The organism is Xanthobacter pollutisoli, assembly GCF_040044995.1.
Lineage (GTDB): Bacteria > Pseudomonadota > Alphaproteobacteria > Rhizobiales > Xanthobacteraceae > Xanthobacter.
The window spans coordinates 1-15773 of the sequence record NZ_JBDZDP010000017.1 but is presented as its reverse complement, the minus strand read 5'-3'; the positions used below and the strand labels follow the sequence as shown (position 1 = coordinate 15773).

Genomic DNA, 15773 nt, shown 5'->3' with positions numbered 1-15773 from the left:
TCAGCCTCCGTAGGGTTCAAGAACGAGGTCGCGCGTGACGATCACCCGCACCGGAAATCCCGGCCGGATGGTAAGGGTCGGCGCAATGTTGAGCTGGCGCTGGACGATCTGCCGGCCGGTTTGGCTGATGCTGTCGGAGGCGCCTTCCCGCAAAGCGCTCACGAGGTCGCTATCGCTGCCGGACGTCCCGGCGCTTGCCCCGACGCTGAGGATGGTCGAGAGCACCGCGGCTTTGAACAGCTCGCCCCAGTGATAATCGACCCCATCCTCGAGGCCGGCGTAGCCTTCCGCGTCGGCTCCGGTCTGGCGCTCCAGCACGATGGACCGGCCATTGGGGAAGATCAGGCGGTTCCAGACGAGGAGCACCCTGCGCTGGCCGAAGCCGACGCCATTGTCATACTGGCCGATGATGCGGGTGCCCTGGGGGATCAGGAGAATCCGACCCGTCGGGCTGTCATGGACATTCTCGGTCACCTGGGCGGTGATCTGGCCTGGAAGGTCGGACCGGATGCCGGTGATCAGCGCCGCGGGGATGACGGCGCCGGCCTGCAGGATGTTGGCGGAGGCAGGAGCCGCCACGCGGTCGGGCGACACGGTGCGCCGGTCCACGGCCTGGTTCAGGAAGGCAAGCTGGCGCTCCTGGGCCGTCGGCGTCGCCGCCTGCGGCACAAGGCCGAGGCTGCTGAGATCGGCGGCCGGCGCCGCTGACGCTGAAGTGACTCCCGCCTGTTGGGCCACCGCCGGGCTTGCGGGCCGAGTGTTGGTCTGGGCGAACAGCCGTCCGGTCCGCGCTGCCTCGCTCTCCTGCTGCTGGCGCTGCTCCTCGGGGCTCAGCGCGGGATTGGGCATGCCTCCCATGGCCGGCATCGTCGGCTGAACCGCGGTCTGCGCATTGAGAATAGGCCGTCCCAGATCCCCCGGCAGCGGTGGCCCCAGCTTTGGGATGCCGGTGTAGTCCTTCGGCAGGCCGGCGAGCCCGTCCGGCGTCGCCTTGACGTCGGTGGCATAGAGCTCCTGTCCCGGGCCGTGGTCCTTCCGCGCTTGCAGGGCGTAGATCAGCGCCCCGCCGATCCCGAGGCCCACAACCAGCCCCAGCCCGGCCAATACCTTTCGGGACAGGCGGGTCACCCGCGGCGGCTCCGGCCGCAGCCGCATCGCGGCCACAGCTTCCCCCGTCAGCGGTCGAGCGCCGTCATCGCCAGCCGATCCCAGCCCTTTCTCCTTCCCGGATTCATTGCCGCTCATAGGACTGGCCTCCCGTCGGTGCGGGAGATGCGCACGCGCTTCTGGTCCTTATCGGCACCGAAGCGCAGCTCGGCTGCGGCGAACAGCCTGTCTACAATCATGTAGCTGCTGCGCACGCGATAGTTCACGAGCTCGGAGGTGTCGCCCTGCGGGCCGACCACGAAGAGCGGCGGCATCTCGCCTTGGGCGATCCCACGCGGAAACTCGATGAATACCTGCTGGCCGTCGTCGAAGGCGCGCAGTGGCCGCCATGGCGCCCGGTCACCGGTCACCTCATAGCGGAAGTTCACTTTGGTCAGGTCGATGCCGGTGGCCACAGGCTGTACCGCCTGCGCCTCGGCATTCTGGCGTCTGAGGGCGATGAGCTGATCCTGGGGGTACTGCCAGGAGACCGAGGCCATGTAGGTCTTCTCAGTGGAGCGCAGCTCCATGTGATAGGTGCGCAGATTGGTGTTGATCACGAGATTGGTGGTGAGGTCCGGCCGCGTGGGCTTCACCAGGATGTGGACCTGCTTCCCGCCCGCTACCCCGCTCTCCGTGTCGCCGATGATCCAGCGCACGGTGTCGCCGGCCGCCACGGGCCCCGTCCCCACCAGTTGCTCGCCGGGCTGGAGGGCGATGTCGGTGACCTGTCCGGGCGCGGCATAGACCTGATAGAGAGCGCCATCCACGAAGGGATAGACCTGCATGGAGTTGATGAAGCCGTTGCGCACCGGCTGCACGCGGGCGGCGGCATTGGCCTGGTTCACTCGGGCCGTCGGGTCCGCGGACTCGGGCTCCGCCTTGCCATCCTTGCCCACCGGCTTCAGCTGATCGGGCAGCGGAAGGGGCTTCGGCAGCTCGACGATCCGCACCGGTCCCGGGGGCTCGGCCTTGAAGACGGCGGGCGGAGCGTTGTCATATTCGATCTCCGGGGGCTTCTCGAACGTAGCGCAACCAGCGAGTGCGGATGTGCAAAGGAGCAGAAGCGGCAAGCCGGACTTCCGGAAAGCCTGAGAAGAGAGGACACGGAGAGCCGGCCTCCCGGATTTGCGGATGGCAGGCGTCATTGTGCGAGCTCCTTCGACCAGTTGATGGCGCTGACATAGATCCCCAGTGGATTGGCCCTGAGGCGTTCGGCATCCCGTGGCGCGTGCACCACGACGGCGAGAATGGCGCTCCAGCGGGAGGTGTCGGCGAGGCTGCCGTCCTGGTAGCGGCGCTCGACCCAGGCGATGCGGAAGGAGTCCGGCGAGGCGCGGATGACGCTGGAGACCTCCACCGCCACCTGCTGCTTGCCGACCCGGGCGAAGGGATCGTTGGTCCGGGCATAGTCGTTGAGGGCGATGGCGCCGGCCTGCGTCGTATAGGCGTAGGCCCTCAGCCAGTTCTGGCGCACGATGACCGGATCGGCGGAGATGCTGCGCACCTCCTCGATGAACCGGGCGAGGTGGAAGGCGATCTGCGGATCGGAAGGGCGATAGTCCGACGCGGCGGGCGCCACGGCCTGCGCCTGTCCGAGCTTGTCCACCTGAACGACCCACGGGACTACCGAGCCGCTCAGGGCCTGCCACGCCAGGGCGCAGGAGACGCCCGCCGAGAGGGCGAGGCAGCCGAATGCCATGAGACGCCAGTTCTTCGCCTGGACGCGGGCGGAGCCGATGCGGTCGTCCCAGACCTGTGCGGCCCGCTGATAGGGCGTCTCAGGCTCGGGGGAGCGGCCATAATGGACCGATGGTCGCTTGAAGGGGGTCATGGGCGATCGCTTTCGGAGAGGGAGATGGAGGACCCGCCGCCATGGCTGTCGCCGGACCGGACGGCATGAGTCGCGGTCTGGATGCCGTGGGCCATCTGCTGGGAGCGGCGCATGCGCTGGGCCCAATCTGGGACATCACCGGAAGAAGCCGGGGCACCAGGCGGGGTAGGAGTCGCTCCGGAGGCCTGTGAGACGGAGGCTGACCCACGCATCGGAGAGGCTGCAGCAGCTGCACCAGCGCGCGCGACGCCGCCCAGACCTCCAGCGACGCCGGACAGTCCGGATTGGCCGGCGGCTCCCGCGCTGTAGGCGGACGCGGCGCCGCCGGCGAGGCTCGCGCCAGCACGGGCCGCAGCGGCTGTTCCGGCGAGCGCAGCACCTGCCCCACGTACCGCGAGCCCAGCGGCGCCGGCTCCCGCGAGCGCCACACCGCCTGCGGCAAGCCCGGTCCCCACGGCGGCGCCTGCACCGAGCTGCGGCGCGCCGGTGATCAGGCCTGTCGCGATTCCTGGCCCGAAGATCCCGAGCCCGAGGAGCGCCAGCGCGGCCAACACGGCTGCCAGCGCCTGGCTGATGGTGGGCTGGGCATCGCCATAGGAGGTGGTGAATTGAGAGAACAACCCCGAGCCGATGCCGACGATGACAGCGAGCACCATCACCTTCACGCCCGACGCCACGATGTTGCCGAGCACCTTCTCGGCGAGGAAGGCGGTCTTGCCGAAGAAGGCGAAGGGGAGGAGGACGAAGCCGGCGAGCGTCGTCAGCTTGAACTCGATGAGGGTGACGAAGAGCTGCACCGCCAGGATGAAGAAGGCGATCAGGATCAGCAGCCATGAAACGAGGAGCACGGCGATCTGCACGGCATTGACGAAGATCGCCACCGGCCCCGTGAGCTGGCTCGCGGTATCGAGCAGGGGCTGGCCGGCGGTGAGCCCGATTTCCGCAAGGCGCCCCGGCCGCAGGAACTCTGTGGTGCTGATGGCGGAGCCGCCGGCCTTGAGGCCGAGCCCGGCGAAGCTCTCGAACACGATCTTCGCGAGCGTGTTGAAGTTGCCGATGATCCAGGCGAAGAAGCCGATGGCGAGGGTTTTGCGCACCAGCCGGCGCATCACGTCCTCGTCGGCGCCCCAGGCCCAGAACAGGCCGGCGAGCGTGATGTCGAGTGCGATCAGGATGGAAGAGAGGCCTGTCACCTCGCCCTTGATCAGGCCGAAGCCGGAATCGATGTAGCTGGTGAAGGTGTTGAGGAAGGTGTCGATGACGCCCACGTCGTTCATGGCGTTGCTCCTTCCACTGGCTTGCCGAAGAAGCGGCGGCGGTTCGCCTCCCAGAGCGCGGCGCAGCGCGGATCGATGGGATTGGCCATGTCCAGCGTGGCGCAGCTCTTGAGGTCGGCCGAGGAGACGTTCCCTGCTTTCACGCTGCTGATAGTGACAGTCGGCTCGTGAGGCCTGCCTGAGGCGATGGCGAGGGCTGCGATCACCGCGCCCACAAGGCCGGCGACGATGAGGGTCCTGAGTGCAGTGCCCTGATCCATGGCCGCCCCTCAATTGCCGCGGAACATGGTGACGGCGGAGGGCTGGTAGCTCGACCGGGTGGAGAAGCGCCGGTAGTGCTCCTGCCCCTCCGACACCGCGGTCGCCCGCTCGGCTTCAGACAGGGCCTGCGCCCTTCCGTTGGCGGCGACCACGGCTGTGAGATCGGACAACTGCTGGGCGTGGAGCGCCTGGAGCTGGTTGCCGGCCTGCATGGCCTGCAGCGCGCCGGTCGCCGCCTGGCTCTGGCCGACCAGCGTCGACGTCTGCTGCCGGTTGGTGTCGAGATTGCCGACGACGCCCGCCTGCACCCGCAGCGCATCCTGAAGGCCGGCGACCGTGGTCTCCCAGCGGCTCTTGGCCTGGGTGACAAGGGCGGCATCCGTGGCGCTCAGGAAGACAGAGCCATACTGACCCTGGAACGCCCGGTCGATGGCGGTGACGTCATAGGCGATCTTCTGCGCCTGCCCGAGCAGCTGCTGGGTCCGCTGGGCCGACTGCTGGAGCGCGCTCAGGGAGGAGTACGGCAGGCTCGCCAGATTGCGGGCCTGGTTGATCAGCATCTGCGCTTCGTTCTGCAGCGAGGTGATCTGGTTGGTGACCTGCTGCAAGGCCCGCGCCGCCTGGAGGACGTTCTGGGCATAGTTGGAGGGGTCAAAGACCACGGCCTGTGCCGCAGCCGGCGCGAGCGGACACATGAGGAGCGCCGCAGCGACGAGCGCCGCCCGCAGCATCAGGCGGATCATGAGCGTGTCTCCAGAAGGTCGAGGGTGGGGATGAGGTCGGCGGCCCAGCCGAGGCCCCGATGCCGTAGCCAGGCGGCGAGGAGACCATCGCGCCCATGCTCGGCGAGGATCAGCGAGAGCGCAGCCTGATCGGTCTTGGACCCGGCGGCGCACAAGGCGAGCGCCACCTGCGACAGCCCGAGCTCGAACAGGCGGTTGCCGCGTCGGGACTGGCAGTAATAGTCCCGCTTCGGGGTGGCCCGTGCGAGGATCTCGATCTGCCGGTCGTTGAGGCCGAAGCGCCGGTAGATGGCGGTGATCTGGGGCTCGACGGCCCGCTCGTTGGGGAGCAGCAGCCGCGTCTGGCAGCTCTCGATGATGGCCGGGGCGATTGCCGAGCCGTCGATGTCGGAGAGGGACTGCGTGGCGAAGACGACGCTGGCGTTCTTCTTCCGCAGCGTCTTGAGCCACTCGCGGAGCTGGCCGGCAAAGCCCGGATCATCGAGGGCGAGCCATCCCTCATCGATGATGATGAGGGTCGGAGACCCGTTGAGCCGGTCCTCGATGCGGTGGAACAGATAGGACAGCACGGCCGGTGCCGCGCTGGTGCCGATCAGCCCTTCGGTCTCGAAGGCCTGGACGGAGGCCTGCCCTAGGTGCTCCGCCTCGGCATCGAGCAGCCGGCCATGGGCGCCACCGATACAATAGGGACGCAGCGCCTGTTTGAGATCGTTGGACTGGAGCAGGACGGCGAGGCCGGTGAGGGTCCGTTCCTCGACGGGAGCGGAGGCAAGGGAGGTGAGGGTCGACCAGATGTGCTCCTTCACCTCCGGGGCGATGGAAACGCCCTCGCGGGAGAGGATCGCCGTGATCCAGTCGGCTGCCCATGAGCGTTCGGCGAGATCATCCACACGGGAAAGAGGTTGGAGCGCGACGCTGTCCTCGCTCCCATCGGACAGGCTCCCGCCGAGGTCGTGCCAGTCGCCGCCCATGGCGAGGGCGGCCGCCCGGATGCTGCCGCCGAAGTCGAAAGCGAACACCTGGGATCCAGCGTAGCGCCGGAACTGCAATGCCATCAGCGCCAGCAGCACCGACTTGCCGGCGCCCGTCGGCCCGACCACGAGGGTGTGGCCCACATCGCCAACGTGGAGGGAAAAACGGAACGGGGTCGCCCCCTCGGTCTTGCCGTAGAACAACGGCGGCCCGCCGAAATGCGCGTCCTGTGCCTCGCCCGCCCACACCGCCGACAGCGGGATCATATGGGCGAGGTTGAGGGTGGAAATGGGCGGTTGGCGGACATTGGCGTAGACGTGCCCCGGCAAGCTGCCGAGCCAGGCATCCACGGCATTGATCGTCTCGACCATGGCCGTGAAGTCCCGGCCCTGGATCACCTTCTCCACCAGCCGGAGCTTCTCGTCGGCGACGCGGGGATCACAATCCCAGACGGTCACCGTGGCGGTGACATAGGCGATGCCGGCATGGTCGGCGCCCAGCTCCTGCAGCGCGAGGTCGGCGTCCGAGGCCTTGTTGGCGGCATCCGAATCCACCAGCACCGCAGTTTCGTTGGTCATCACCTCCTTCAGGATGGCGGCGATGGACTTGCGCTTGGCGAACCACTGCCGGCGGATTTTTGTGAGGAGCCGGGTGGCATCGGTCTTGTCGAGGAGAATGGCGCGGGTGGACCAGCGATAGGGAAAGGCCAGCCGGTTGAGATCGTCGAGGATCCCCGGCGTAGTCGCCGTCGGGAAACCAACGATGGTCAGAACCCGCAGGTGCTCGGCCCCGAGCATGGGCTCGAGCCCACCGGTGAGCGGCTGGACGGCCAGGAGCGCGTCGAGATACATGGGCGTCTCGGGAACGCGAACCCGTTGGCGCTTGGTCGAGACGCAACCGTGCAGATAGGTCAGGGTCTCGGCATCGTCGAGCCAGCGGCACTCGGGCATGAAGGCTTCGACGAGCCGTAGGACCCGATCCGTGCGATCGATGAACCCGCCCAGAGCCTCATGCGGATCGAGCCCTTTCCGCTCGCTGCCCTCATAGAGCCAGCTCTCGGCCCGGGCGGCATCCTCCACCGGCGGGAGCCAGGTGAAGGTCAGGAAATAGCTGGATTCGAAGTGGCTGCCCGCCTCTGCGAAGTCGGCCCTGCGCTCGGCCTCGACCAGCGCGGTGGCGGGATCGGGGAAGACGCTCGCCGGATAGGCACCCGCCGGGTGTCGCTGGGCCTCCACAAAAAGTGCCCAGCCGGAGCCGAGGCGGCGAAAGGCGCTGTTGAGGCGACCCGCCGCCGCCACCAGTTCGGCCGGCACCGCGGAATCAAGGTCCGGCCCACGGAAGCGTGCCGTCCGCTGGACGCTGCCATCCTTGTTGAGGACAACGCCAGAGCCGACCAGTGCCGCCCACGGCAGGAAATCCGCCAGTCGGCTGGCGTGATGCCGGTACTCCGCGAGGTTCATCATGATGCGCCCCTCAAACCGACAGATGACCGGGGATGCGCAGATGGCGGCGCACCACGTCGATGAAGAGCGGATCACGCTTGGCGGCCCAGACGGCGGCGAGATGGCCGACGGCCCAAAGGGCGAGGCCGACGAACCAGAGCCTCAGGCCCAACCCGACGGCACCGGCGAGCGTGCCGTTGAAAATGGCGAGGGCCCGCGGCGCGCCGCCGAGCAGGATCGGTTCGCTGAGCGCCCGATGGACCGGCACGGAGAAGCCCGGCACCCCGCCGATATCGGCCGGCATCAGACCAGCGCTCCGCCGCTGAAGGAGAAGAAGGACAGGAAGAAGCTGGAGGCGGCGAAAGCGATGGAGAGGCCGAACACGATCTGGATCAGCCGCCGGAACCCGCCGGAGGTGTCCCCGAAGGCGAGCGCGAGGCCGGTCGAGATAATGACGATCACCGCGATGATCTTGGCGACTGGCCCCTGGATCGAATCCAGGATCGATTGCAGCGGGGTCTCCCACGGCATGGAGGAGCCGGAAGCGTGGGCCGCGGAGACAACACACACGCAGGCGGTGGCGCCGGCCACGGCCTTCAGCAGCCGGAGGTAGAACGGGGGGAGCGTGAAAGTCACAGGGAGGTTCCTTCTTCGGAGGGAGCAGTGATGGGGATGACACGGTAGTCGCCGTCAGGGCCGAGACCTTCGACGCGGGCCAGCTCGGTGAGGTGGCGCGCGCAGCCCCGGCCCGACAGCACGGCGATGAGGTCGATGGTCTCAGCGATCAGGGCGCGCGGGACCGTGACGACAGCTTCCTGGATGAGTTGCTCCAGCCGCCGCAGGGCGCCCATGGCGCTGCCGGCGTGAATGGTGCCGATGCCCCCGGGGTGGCCTGTGCCCCAGGCCTTCAGGAGGTCGAGGGCTTCGGCACCTCGTACCTCGCCGATCGGGATGCGATCCGGCCGCAAGCGCAGCGACGAGCGCACCAGGTCCGAGAGCGAGGCGACGCCATCCTTGGTACGCATCGCCACAAGGTTGGGGGCGGCGCATTGGAGTTCCCGCGTGTCCTCGATGAGGACGACCCGCTCGGACGTCTTGGCCAACTCGGCGAGGAGCGCGTTGGTGAGCGTGGTCTTGCCGGTGGAGGTACCACCGGCCACCAGGATGTTGGCGCGGGAGGCAATGCCTCGGCGCAGGACTTCGGCCTGAGCCGCCGACATGATGCCGGAGGCCGCATAGTCGTCGAGTGTGAACACGGCGATGGCAGGCTTGCGAATGGCGAAGGTCGGGGCGGCTACGACGGGCGGGAGCAGGCCTTCGAACCGCTCTCCCGTTCCGGGCAGCTCGGCTGACACACGCGGGGCGCCGGCATGGACCTCGGCGCCGATATGGTGCGCAACGAGGCGGACGATGCGTTCGCCATCGGAGGCGGCCAGCCGCTCGCCTGTATCGCAAAGCCCTTCGGACAGTCGGTCGACCCAGAGGCGGCCGTCGGGGTTGAGCATGACCTCGACGACCGCATGGTCTTCGAGAAGGCGGGCGATCATCGGGCCAAGCGCGGTGCGCAGCATGCGTTCGCCGCGTGTAAGACCCTCCGAACTGTGAGCTGAAGCCGCCATCTCATCCCCGCGCTTGCCGAGGGCGGCGCAGACGCGCCCCGGACAGGGATGATTAAAAGAGCCGGAAATTGGGAGGATTCAACAAGCCAATGCGGGCGTCGCGTTCTGGCGTGCAGATACTTGAGAACGGCGGGGTGCTGCTATTGTACCTGAGGAGCGAGGAGGCTCGGAGCAGAGGACTTCGCAGAGGGCTGACCGCATCGAGATCGGTAAGGCCGGAAAGCAGATCAGGATGCGCGCCGCCGCGCTCTTCTTCCGACATCATCTCAGACCCCGTAGCGGCATGTCCGCGCTAGCCATTGAGGCCGAGGCGCGTGAAGAATGCCGAGTTCCGCGCCTTGGCGTCCCGAAGGAGCTTCGAAAACGGAACGATTTCGACGAACGCCTTCGGGTTGTCTGTATAGCCGAACATGCCCTCGTTATCGGGGGTCGGTTGCAGCGGCAGGCCGATCAGTTGCTTTCTCAGCCCCTCTGTCAGGTCCGCGACGATATAGCAGTCGAAAGATGTCCGCTCCCCGACGTTCGAAATTACACGGCCGCTCTTGTCCCGGAAAGTCTTCGATGACTTGATGAGGTTCACATACCGCAGCGCTTGCCGGATGGGGTCCTCGTTCGGGTATGCTTCGAGGCCGGGACGCTTGAACTCTACCAGCACTACTTTGTCACCGGATTGCTCGCCCTCTCGCCACGCCAAGCAGCTATCGTAAAGAAACGCCAGGTCGGGCCGCTCCTGGCTTCCAGTGTTGAGGTATGACCTCGCCTCCTTATCGGATGCGAAAAAATTGAAGAAGGCCAGACGATCATCTAACAGCCAAAGATTATGGTCGTCGATTTCGGCGATTTGCGAAGAATCTATTTTCATCGGACAAATGAGCGCGTGTACAGCGTCCTCTAGATGGTGCCTGCGCTTTTCCGGGTCTTCATAGGCGGTAAGTGCGTCAAGAAAATCCAGAATCGCCTTTCGTTTGCTGACATATTCAGCCAAAGCGCCTTTCTTCTCGTCATCTACGTAGCGCATATACTCATCGACTTTTTCTTGAATCTCCTCTTGGTGACTGGGTGGAGATGATATCTCCTGGGACAGACGGCGGAATTCACGTTGCCGACGGTATCTCCGCCGGCTCATCGAGACGAATATTTCTTCTTGCTTCCCCGCACTGTTCAGCGGCAACGCCTCAACGAACGCATCTATCTCATTGTTTAAAAATAGGAATTGTGGATTTTCACGAACCAGCGCCTGGGTGTTGCGGACCATCTCTGCTCGGGAGACGGAAATGTAGTCCTTGAGGTATTCGCGCACGCTCGATGCGACGCCTCGCCGGATGAGTGTTTCCTCGCTGGAGGAGAAGGTAAATCCGTCGCGCTCCTGATTAACGCTTTCATCGAGATAGGGACCGGACGCGCATCCGATATAAATCGACTCACCATCAAGGCTTCGCAGGCCGATTTGTTCATCGATACATTGTTCTGTAACACTTCTCTCATGCGCGCAAAGAAACATCCAATTATAGCTTTGCCCTCTTGGACGGATGTCCTTGTTGCATTTCATGTGCCTGATAGCGATCGTGATTTCACTACCATCGTCCAGCTTTACCGGGACGTCCGAGACGAATGTATTGATGATTTTGTCTTTGAAATACGTAGGGAGATCGAATGCCTCGTCGCCGTCACTCAGTTCGGCGCTTGGGCAGGCGCCGGATGCCAGGATGGGCAGAAAATGCGCGATCAGTCGCTGGACAAGTGTCTCCGGCTTGGAGGGGCATCGGCTCTTGTACTCGCTCTTGAACTCGCCGAGCGTGATGACCGTCCGAGGCGCCGTCGCGCCGTTGGCAGCGCCATTCAACTCGTTTCGAAGCTGATTGCTTTCGTCGAGCACGAAATCGAATGATCGCCGTAGAAATTGGTCGCCTTCGGCGTAAATGCTTTCGATCTTAGCGCCGCCGAAAACGCGCAACCAAGAAAGGCGCCCGACACCTTTGCCGCCCAAGCCGATTTTTTGCCGACTGTCAGGGGTGCGGAAGGACCGGTAATTCTCGTCAGTGAATCCGATTCCATTGTCCTCGATCTTGAAGCCAACCACCTCGCTGCTGTCGCGGAGGATTGTGATCTGGATACGCCCCTTGCTGGGAGCGTCATCGCCGAACCGGAGATTTACAGCATGGAGCGCGTTGCTGAACGCCTCCATCAACGGCAGCAACGAATTTGTTTCGGACGGCTTTAGTGGGAGGCGGTTGACTCGCCCAACAATGTCACTGACCAGATCGGCCATCGCCGTTCCCCGTATGCGGCGGCTGTTTGCTGCCCTCGAATTCCGTTAAGCCAACCGTAGCAACCATTCAATCGTAAAAATCCGATGACCGTTCCTGGCGCACAGTGCTCATAGTCACTGTGTGGGAGCGGCTTGGTCCTCCGTGACCTCCTGAATGAGCTTCGGCCCCTTCGCGAGGCGCCGACCAAGCGCGGCGACGAAGGCCTCATAGCGTTCCCCCGCTTTGGCCCTGGCCGCCTGGGCCGCGGGCTCGGTCAGGGTCGGCGTCGTGGCGAGCCAGAAGCGGATGAACACGGCGAGCGTCTCGACCGAGATGCCGACGTCGCGCTCCATCCGTGTCATCCGCCTGTCCAGCTGATCCAGGCGCTTGGCGATCGCGGCTTCGCGTCGTTCGGCGGCGTCGGGAGACAGGAACGATGCGATGGCAGCCTCGGCGACCAGCGACTGAGGCTGGTCCCGGCGCGCGGCATAATCTGCGAGCAAGGCCATGGTGTCCGGATCGAGATAGACAGTGATCTGCGCCTTCTTCTTGCGTGGGGCCATCGCAGTCACAGCTCCATGCCGTCGCGGGGGTCGAGCGACACCTGACGCGCCACACCCTGCATGACGCGTGTCATGCGGCTGTTTCGGGCGACGTCGTCCTCGCTCTCGTCCGCGAGGTCGATCTCGAACTCGTTCTGCGGTAATGCAGGCTCCTCGACCGGAGCCACCCGAGCCAGCTCCGGCTGCTGTCGGCGCTCCGACCCGGTCGTGTCCTCATCATCCTTTCCCTGCACCATCAGGCTCAGTTGCGAGGGTGCGGGCAACGGCAAGACGGTCCAGTCGTCGGCGCGCTGCTCGTTGGGTTCTGCAAGCAGAGGTGGCTGCAGGATTCGCTCCCGGAAGCGCGCATCCTCATAGTACCGCGCCTTCTTCGCCCGGATCGGCGGCGTGCCGGCCACCATGACGATCTCGTCGGCGGGCGGAAGCTGCATCACCTCGCCCGGCGTGAGGAGCGGGCGTGCCGTCTCCGAGCGCGACACCATGAGGTGGCCGAGCCAGGGCGAGAGCCGGTGGCCGGCATAGTTCTTCATGGCCTTCATCTCGGTGGCGGTGCCGAGGGCGTCCGACACGCGCTTGGCCGTGCGCTCGTCATTGGTGGCGAAGCTCACCCGCACATGGCAGTTGTCGAGGATCGAATTGTTCGGGCCATAGGCCTTCTCGATCTGGTTCAGGCTCTGCGCGATCAGGAAGCTCTTGAGCTCGTAGCCAGCCATGAACGCGAGGGCACTCTCGAAGAAGTCGAACCGCCCCAGCGCGGGGAACTCGTCCAGCATCAGGAGGAGCCGATGGCGGCCGGCCTTGGCCTGCAGGTCCTCGGTGAGGCGGCGCCCGACCTGGTTGAGGATCAGGCGGATGAGCGGCTTGGTGCGGTTGATGTCCGAGGGCGGCACGACGAGATAGAGGGTGGTCGGCTGCCGGTGCGCTACAAGGTCGGCGATGCGCCAATCGCAGCGCCGGGTCACCTCGGCGACCACCGGATCGTGATAGAGCCCGAGGAAGGACATGGCGGTGGAAAGAACGCCGGAGCGCTCGTTCTCCGACTTATTGAGAAGCTCCCGTGCCGCGCTGGCGATCACCGGATGAGGACCCGTCTCGCCGAGGTGCGGCGTCGTCATCATGGCGGCGAGCGTCGCCTCGATGGGGCGCCTGGGGTCGGAGAGGAAGACGGCGACGCCGGCGAGGGTCTTGTCCCTTTCGGCATAAAGGACATGGAGAATGGCGCCGACGAGCAGAGCGTGGCTGGTCTTCTCCCAGTGGTTGCGCTTTTCCAGCGAGCCTTCGGGGTCCACCAGGATGTCGGCGATGTTCTGGACGTCCCTGACCTCCCATTCCCCGCGGCGAACCTCCAGCAGCGGATTGTAGGCGGCCGATTTCACATTGGTGGGGTCGAACAGCAACACGCGCCCGTGCCGTGCCCGGAAGCCGGCGGTGAGCTGCCAGTTCTCGCCCTTGATGTCGTGGACGATGGCAGAGCCTGGCCAGGTGAGGAGCGATGGGACGACGAGGCCCACGCCCTTGCCCGACCGGGTGGGCGCGAAGCACAGGACGTGCTCGGGCCCGTCATGGCGCAGATAGTCCCCTCCATGGCGGCCGAGCACTACCCCGTCGGATCCGAGAAGACCGGCTGAACGGATCTCGTCCGGCTCGGCCCAGCGGGCGGAACCGTAGGTCTCGACCCGCTTCGCCTCCCGGGCCCGCCAGACCGACAGGCCGATGGCGATCGCAATGGACAGGAACCCGCCCGAGGCCGCGATGAAGGCGCCTTCTGTGAAAATCTCCGGCGCATAGGCATCGTAGAAATACCACCACCAGAAGAAGGCCGGCGGGTGATAGACGGGCCAGTACCCCAGCACGAACCAGGGTGAGCCGAGTTGGTCCTGGAAGCCCAGCCGCCAGGCGACATATTCCGTCGCCCCCCAGGTGGTGGCGAGCACGATGGAGAAGACTGCGAGGATCTGGCCCCAGAGGATCTTGGTCGCGGACATCCGGCGGTCCTTTTGCGCTTGAGGTCAGAGGCCGAGGCCGCGCTTGCGGCCGAAGGACCAGTCGATGCCACCATCGGACCGGGCGACACCGGAGACGTGCTTGCCGAGCTGCTTCTCGAGCGAGGGCGTCCAGGGCACGAGCTGGAAGCCGAGGCCGTCGTCGATCATGGCGAAGCGGCCTGAGGCCAGGGCGAAGCGCTGGCGATAGGTGCCGGTGACGTACTCACCAGTCCCGGCACGTTTGAAAGGCTGCCCGTTCCCGGCGGCGAGCCGCTCGCCCAGTGCGCTTATCTCCTGCCGGCGCAACGTCTCGATGAGGTCGCGAGCGAAGACGATGTGTTGGCCCTGACGCTGGGCGAGGCCTTCGGCGACCAGATGTACGGCACGGCGGTCCATGGCATCCCGCACATCGCCGCCGAAGCCGTTGTCGGAGAGGGAGGCGGGCTCGCGGGCGAGCGCCTGCCGGTCGAGCCAGGTCGCGCCCGCCGCCGTGACCTGTCGCTCGATGTCGAGGTCCGAGCGGACCGCGAGCGCGGCCCGTTGTTGGCCGTGGGCATCCTCGAACCTCCTCAGCTCGACGATGGAGCCGGGAGCGCCATCGCCTGCCGCATCGAGGTCGGGCAGCCTGATGTGGTGGGTGCGCCCGTCGACGCCGTCGACCACGGCATAGGCCGTGCCCTTCAGCTCGTCGTCGAGGCCGCGGTCGACCAGGCGGCCGATGATGGGTGCATCGAGGTGCTCACCAGAAAGCACATAGCTTGCGGTACCGCGCTCGATGCCCTGCGAGGTCAGAGCCCGGTGCATACGCTTGATGATGTCGCCGCGCTCGCCCAGCGCGCGGAGCGTGGCCTCGGCCTTCTCGTCGATCACCCACTGGCCGGGGCCGACCTGATCGGCGAGTCCGATGGTTTCGAGCTTGCGCAGTCGTCCGACCTTCAGGGCATGGAACGCGTCCGGCTGGCGATCGGCATGGGGCGCGACGTCGATCACGCCGGTCTCGTGCTGGTCCCGGACCAGTTGACGGTCGAGCTGCGTCCACCTCTCCGCCTCCACTTGCCGCTCGATGGCGCGGCGGATGTCGAGGTCGGTGTGCGGCCCCAGCTCCTGGGTGACCAGATCCTGTGCGCGGGCGCGCATGCCCTCCTTGATGTAATCGCGGGAGATGACGAGGTCCTGGCCGTCGTCGGTCTGGCCACGCACCAGGATGTGCAGGTGGGGGTTGTCCGTGTTCCAGTGGTCGACGCCGACCCAATCCAGCTTCGTGCCGAGGTCCGTCTCCATCTGGCCCACGAGGTCGCGGGCGAAGGACCTCAGGTCGGCCATATCCGCCGCGTCCTCGGGCGACACGATCAAGCGGAAATGGTGCCGGTCGTCAGCGCATCGCTCCGCAAAGGCGCGGCCATCTTCCTCCTCGGCGCCCGGCCCGAACAGGCGGGCCTTCTCCCCGTCCTGGGTCGCGCCCTCCCGGCGCAGGTAGGAGAGATGCGCGATCAGCGGTGTGGCGCGGGCGGTGTGGCGCACCACGCGGGTCTTGATGACGACGACGCGCGAGCGACCCGTGAGCAGGCGGTTGGCCTGGATGCTCGCCGTCCGCCCGCGGCCGAAGTGCGAGCGGGTGCCGGAGGTGAGGCGGCCGGATCGGGAGACGTGGCCACCGGCCTTCTGGGCCGCGGCGAGGGCCT

The 15773-nt window shown here is 66.1% G+C and carries 14 protein-coding genes; all 14 read right to left on the bottom strand.

Annotation, left to right across the window (positions count from 1 at the left end; genetic code table 11):
- Entirely contained in the window at positions 1 to 1245 is a 1245-nt protein-coding gene (locus ABLE93_RS21685) for a TraB/TrbI/VirB10 family type IV secretion system protein (RefSeq protein ID WP_348841901.1), read from the bottom strand.
- On the bottom strand, positions 1242 to 2294 hold the full coding sequence (trbG, locus tag ABLE93_RS21680) for a P-type conjugative transfer protein TrbG (protein WP_348841900.1): 1053 nt from the start codon (positions 2292 to 2294) through the stop codon (positions 1242 to 1244). The genes ABLE93_RS21685 and trbG overlap by 4 nt, the downstream gene beginning before the upstream one ends.
- The gene (gene trbF, locus ABLE93_RS21675; protein WP_348841899.1) at positions 2291 to 2980 is read right to left on the bottom strand and encodes a conjugal transfer protein TrbF; all 690 of its coding nucleotides are present in this window, start codon (positions 2978 to 2980) and stop codon (positions 2291 to 2293) included. Before trbF ends, trbG begins: the two co-directional genes overlap by 4 nt.
- Complete coding sequence (trbL, locus tag ABLE93_RS21670; RefSeq protein WP_348841898.1) at positions 2977 to 4257, bottom strand: P-type conjugative transfer protein TrbL; 1281 nt, start codon at positions 4255 to 4257, stop codon at positions 2977 to 2979. The genes trbF and trbL overlap by 4 nt, the downstream gene beginning before the upstream one ends.
- Positions 4254 to 4517 carry a putative entry exclusion protein TrbK-alt gene (gene trbK-alt / locus ABLE93_RS21665; protein ID WP_348841897.1) on the bottom strand — a complete coding sequence of 88 codons (264 nt, stop codon included), beginning with the start codon at positions 4515 to 4517 and terminating at the stop codon, positions 4254 to 4256. Before trbK-alt ends, trbL begins: the two co-directional genes overlap by 4 nt.
- Before the next feature lie 9 nt (positions 4518 to 4526).
- Positions 4527 to 5261 (bottom strand): P-type conjugative transfer protein TrbJ, encoded by a 735-nt coding sequence (gene trbJ / locus ABLE93_RS21660; protein WP_348841896.1) that lies wholly within the window; start codon positions 5259 to 5261, stop codon positions 4527 to 4529.
- Positions 5258 to 7696: a conjugal transfer protein TrbE gene (gene trbE, locus ABLE93_RS21655; protein WP_348841895.1), complete on the bottom strand. Its 2439-nt coding sequence runs from the start codon at positions 7694 to 7696 to the stop codon at positions 5258 to 5260. Before trbE ends, trbJ begins: the two co-directional genes overlap by 4 nt.
- 10 nt (positions 7697 to 7706) lie before the next feature.
- Positions 7707 to 7979: a VirB3 family type IV secretion system protein gene (locus ABLE93_RS21650; protein ID WP_348841894.1), complete on the bottom strand. Its 273-nt coding sequence runs from the start codon at positions 7977 to 7979 to the stop codon at positions 7707 to 7709.
- Positions 7979 to 8278 (bottom strand): TrbC/VirB2 family type IV secretion system protein, encoded by a 300-nt coding sequence (locus ABLE93_RS21645; protein ID WP_229646956.1) that lies wholly within the window; start codon positions 8276 to 8278, stop codon positions 7979 to 7981. The genes ABLE93_RS21650 and ABLE93_RS21645 overlap by 1 nt, the downstream gene beginning before the upstream one ends.
- 29 nt (positions 8279 to 8307) lie before the next feature.
- The gene (gene trbB, locus ABLE93_RS21640; protein ID WP_348841893.1) at positions 8308 to 9294 is read right to left on the bottom strand and encodes a P-type conjugative transfer ATPase TrbB; all 987 of its coding nucleotides are present in this window, start codon (positions 9292 to 9294) and stop codon (positions 8308 to 8310) included.
- 292 nt (positions 9295 to 9586) lie between these two features.
- Positions 9587 to 11563, bottom strand: a complete 1977-nt coding sequence (locus ABLE93_RS21635) for an ATP-binding protein (RefSeq protein WP_348841892.1) — start codon at positions 11561 to 11563, stop codon at positions 9587 to 9589.
- 114 nt (positions 11564 to 11677) lie between these two features.
- Positions 11678 to 12106: a CopG family transcriptional regulator gene (locus ABLE93_RS21630; protein WP_348841891.1), complete on the bottom strand. Its 429-nt coding sequence runs from the start codon at positions 12104 to 12106 to the stop codon at positions 11678 to 11680.
- A gap of 5 nt (positions 12107 to 12111) precedes the next feature.
- Positions 12112 to 14091 carry a conjugal transfer protein TraG gene (locus tag ABLE93_RS21625; protein WP_348841890.1) on the bottom strand — a complete coding sequence of 660 codons (1980 nt, stop codon included), beginning with the start codon at positions 14089 to 14091 and terminating at the stop codon, positions 12112 to 12114.
- A gap of 24 nt (positions 14092 to 14115) precedes the next feature.
- Positions 14116 to 15773: relaxase/mobilization nuclease domain-containing protein (locus ABLE93_RS21620; protein ID WP_348841889.1), on the bottom strand; the 1658-nt coding region annotated here is incomplete at its 5' end.

What these genes read in the sequence shown, in the direction of transcription:
- ABLE93_RS21625 (WP_348841890.1), bottom strand. Translation starts at nt 14,091, where the DNA reads ATGTCCGCGACCAAGATCCTCTGGGGCCAGATCCTCGCAGTCTTCTCC.
- trbJ (WP_348841896.1), bottom strand. Translation starts at nt 5,261, where the DNA reads ATGATCCGCCTGATGCTGCGGGCGGCGCTCGTCGCTGCGGCGCTCCTC.
- ABLE93_RS21685 (WP_348841901.1), bottom strand. Translation starts at nt 1,245, where the DNA reads ATGAGCGGCAATGAATCCGGGAAGGAGAAAGGGCTGGGATCGGCTGGC.
- trbK-alt (WP_348841897.1), bottom strand. Translation starts at nt 4,517, where the DNA reads ATGGATCAGGGCACTGCACTCAGGACCCTCATCGTCGCCGGCCTTGTG.
- trbG (WP_348841900.1), bottom strand. Translation starts at nt 2,294, where the DNA reads ATGACGCCTGCCATCCGCAAATCCGGGAGGCCGGCTCTCCGTGTCCTC.
- trbE (WP_348841895.1), bottom strand. Translation starts at nt 7,696, where the DNA reads ATGATGAACCTCGCGGAGTACCGGCATCACGCCAGCCGACTGGCGGAT.
- ABLE93_RS21650 (WP_348841894.1), bottom strand. Translation starts at nt 7,979, where the DNA reads ATGCCGGCCGATATCGGCGGGGTGCCGGGCTTCTCCGTGCCGGTCCAT.
- ABLE93_RS21630 (WP_348841891.1), bottom strand. Translation starts at nt 12,106, where the DNA reads ATGGCCCCACGCAAGAAGAAGGCGCAGATCACTGTCTATCTCGATCCG.
- ABLE93_RS21635 (WP_348841892.1), bottom strand. Translation starts at nt 11,563, where the DNA reads ATGGCCGATCTGGTCAGTGACATTGTTGGGCGAGTCAACCGCCTCCCA.
- trbB (WP_348841893.1), bottom strand. Translation starts at nt 9,294, where the DNA reads ATGGCGGCTTCAGCTCACAGTTCGGAGGGTCTTACACGCGGCGAACGC.
- trbF (WP_348841899.1), bottom strand. Translation starts at nt 2,980, where the DNA reads ATGACCCCCTTCAAGCGACCATCGGTCCATTATGGCCGCTCCCCCGAG.
- trbL (WP_348841898.1), bottom strand. Translation starts at nt 4,257, where the DNA reads ATGAACGACGTGGGCGTCATCGACACCTTCCTCAACACCTTCACCAGC.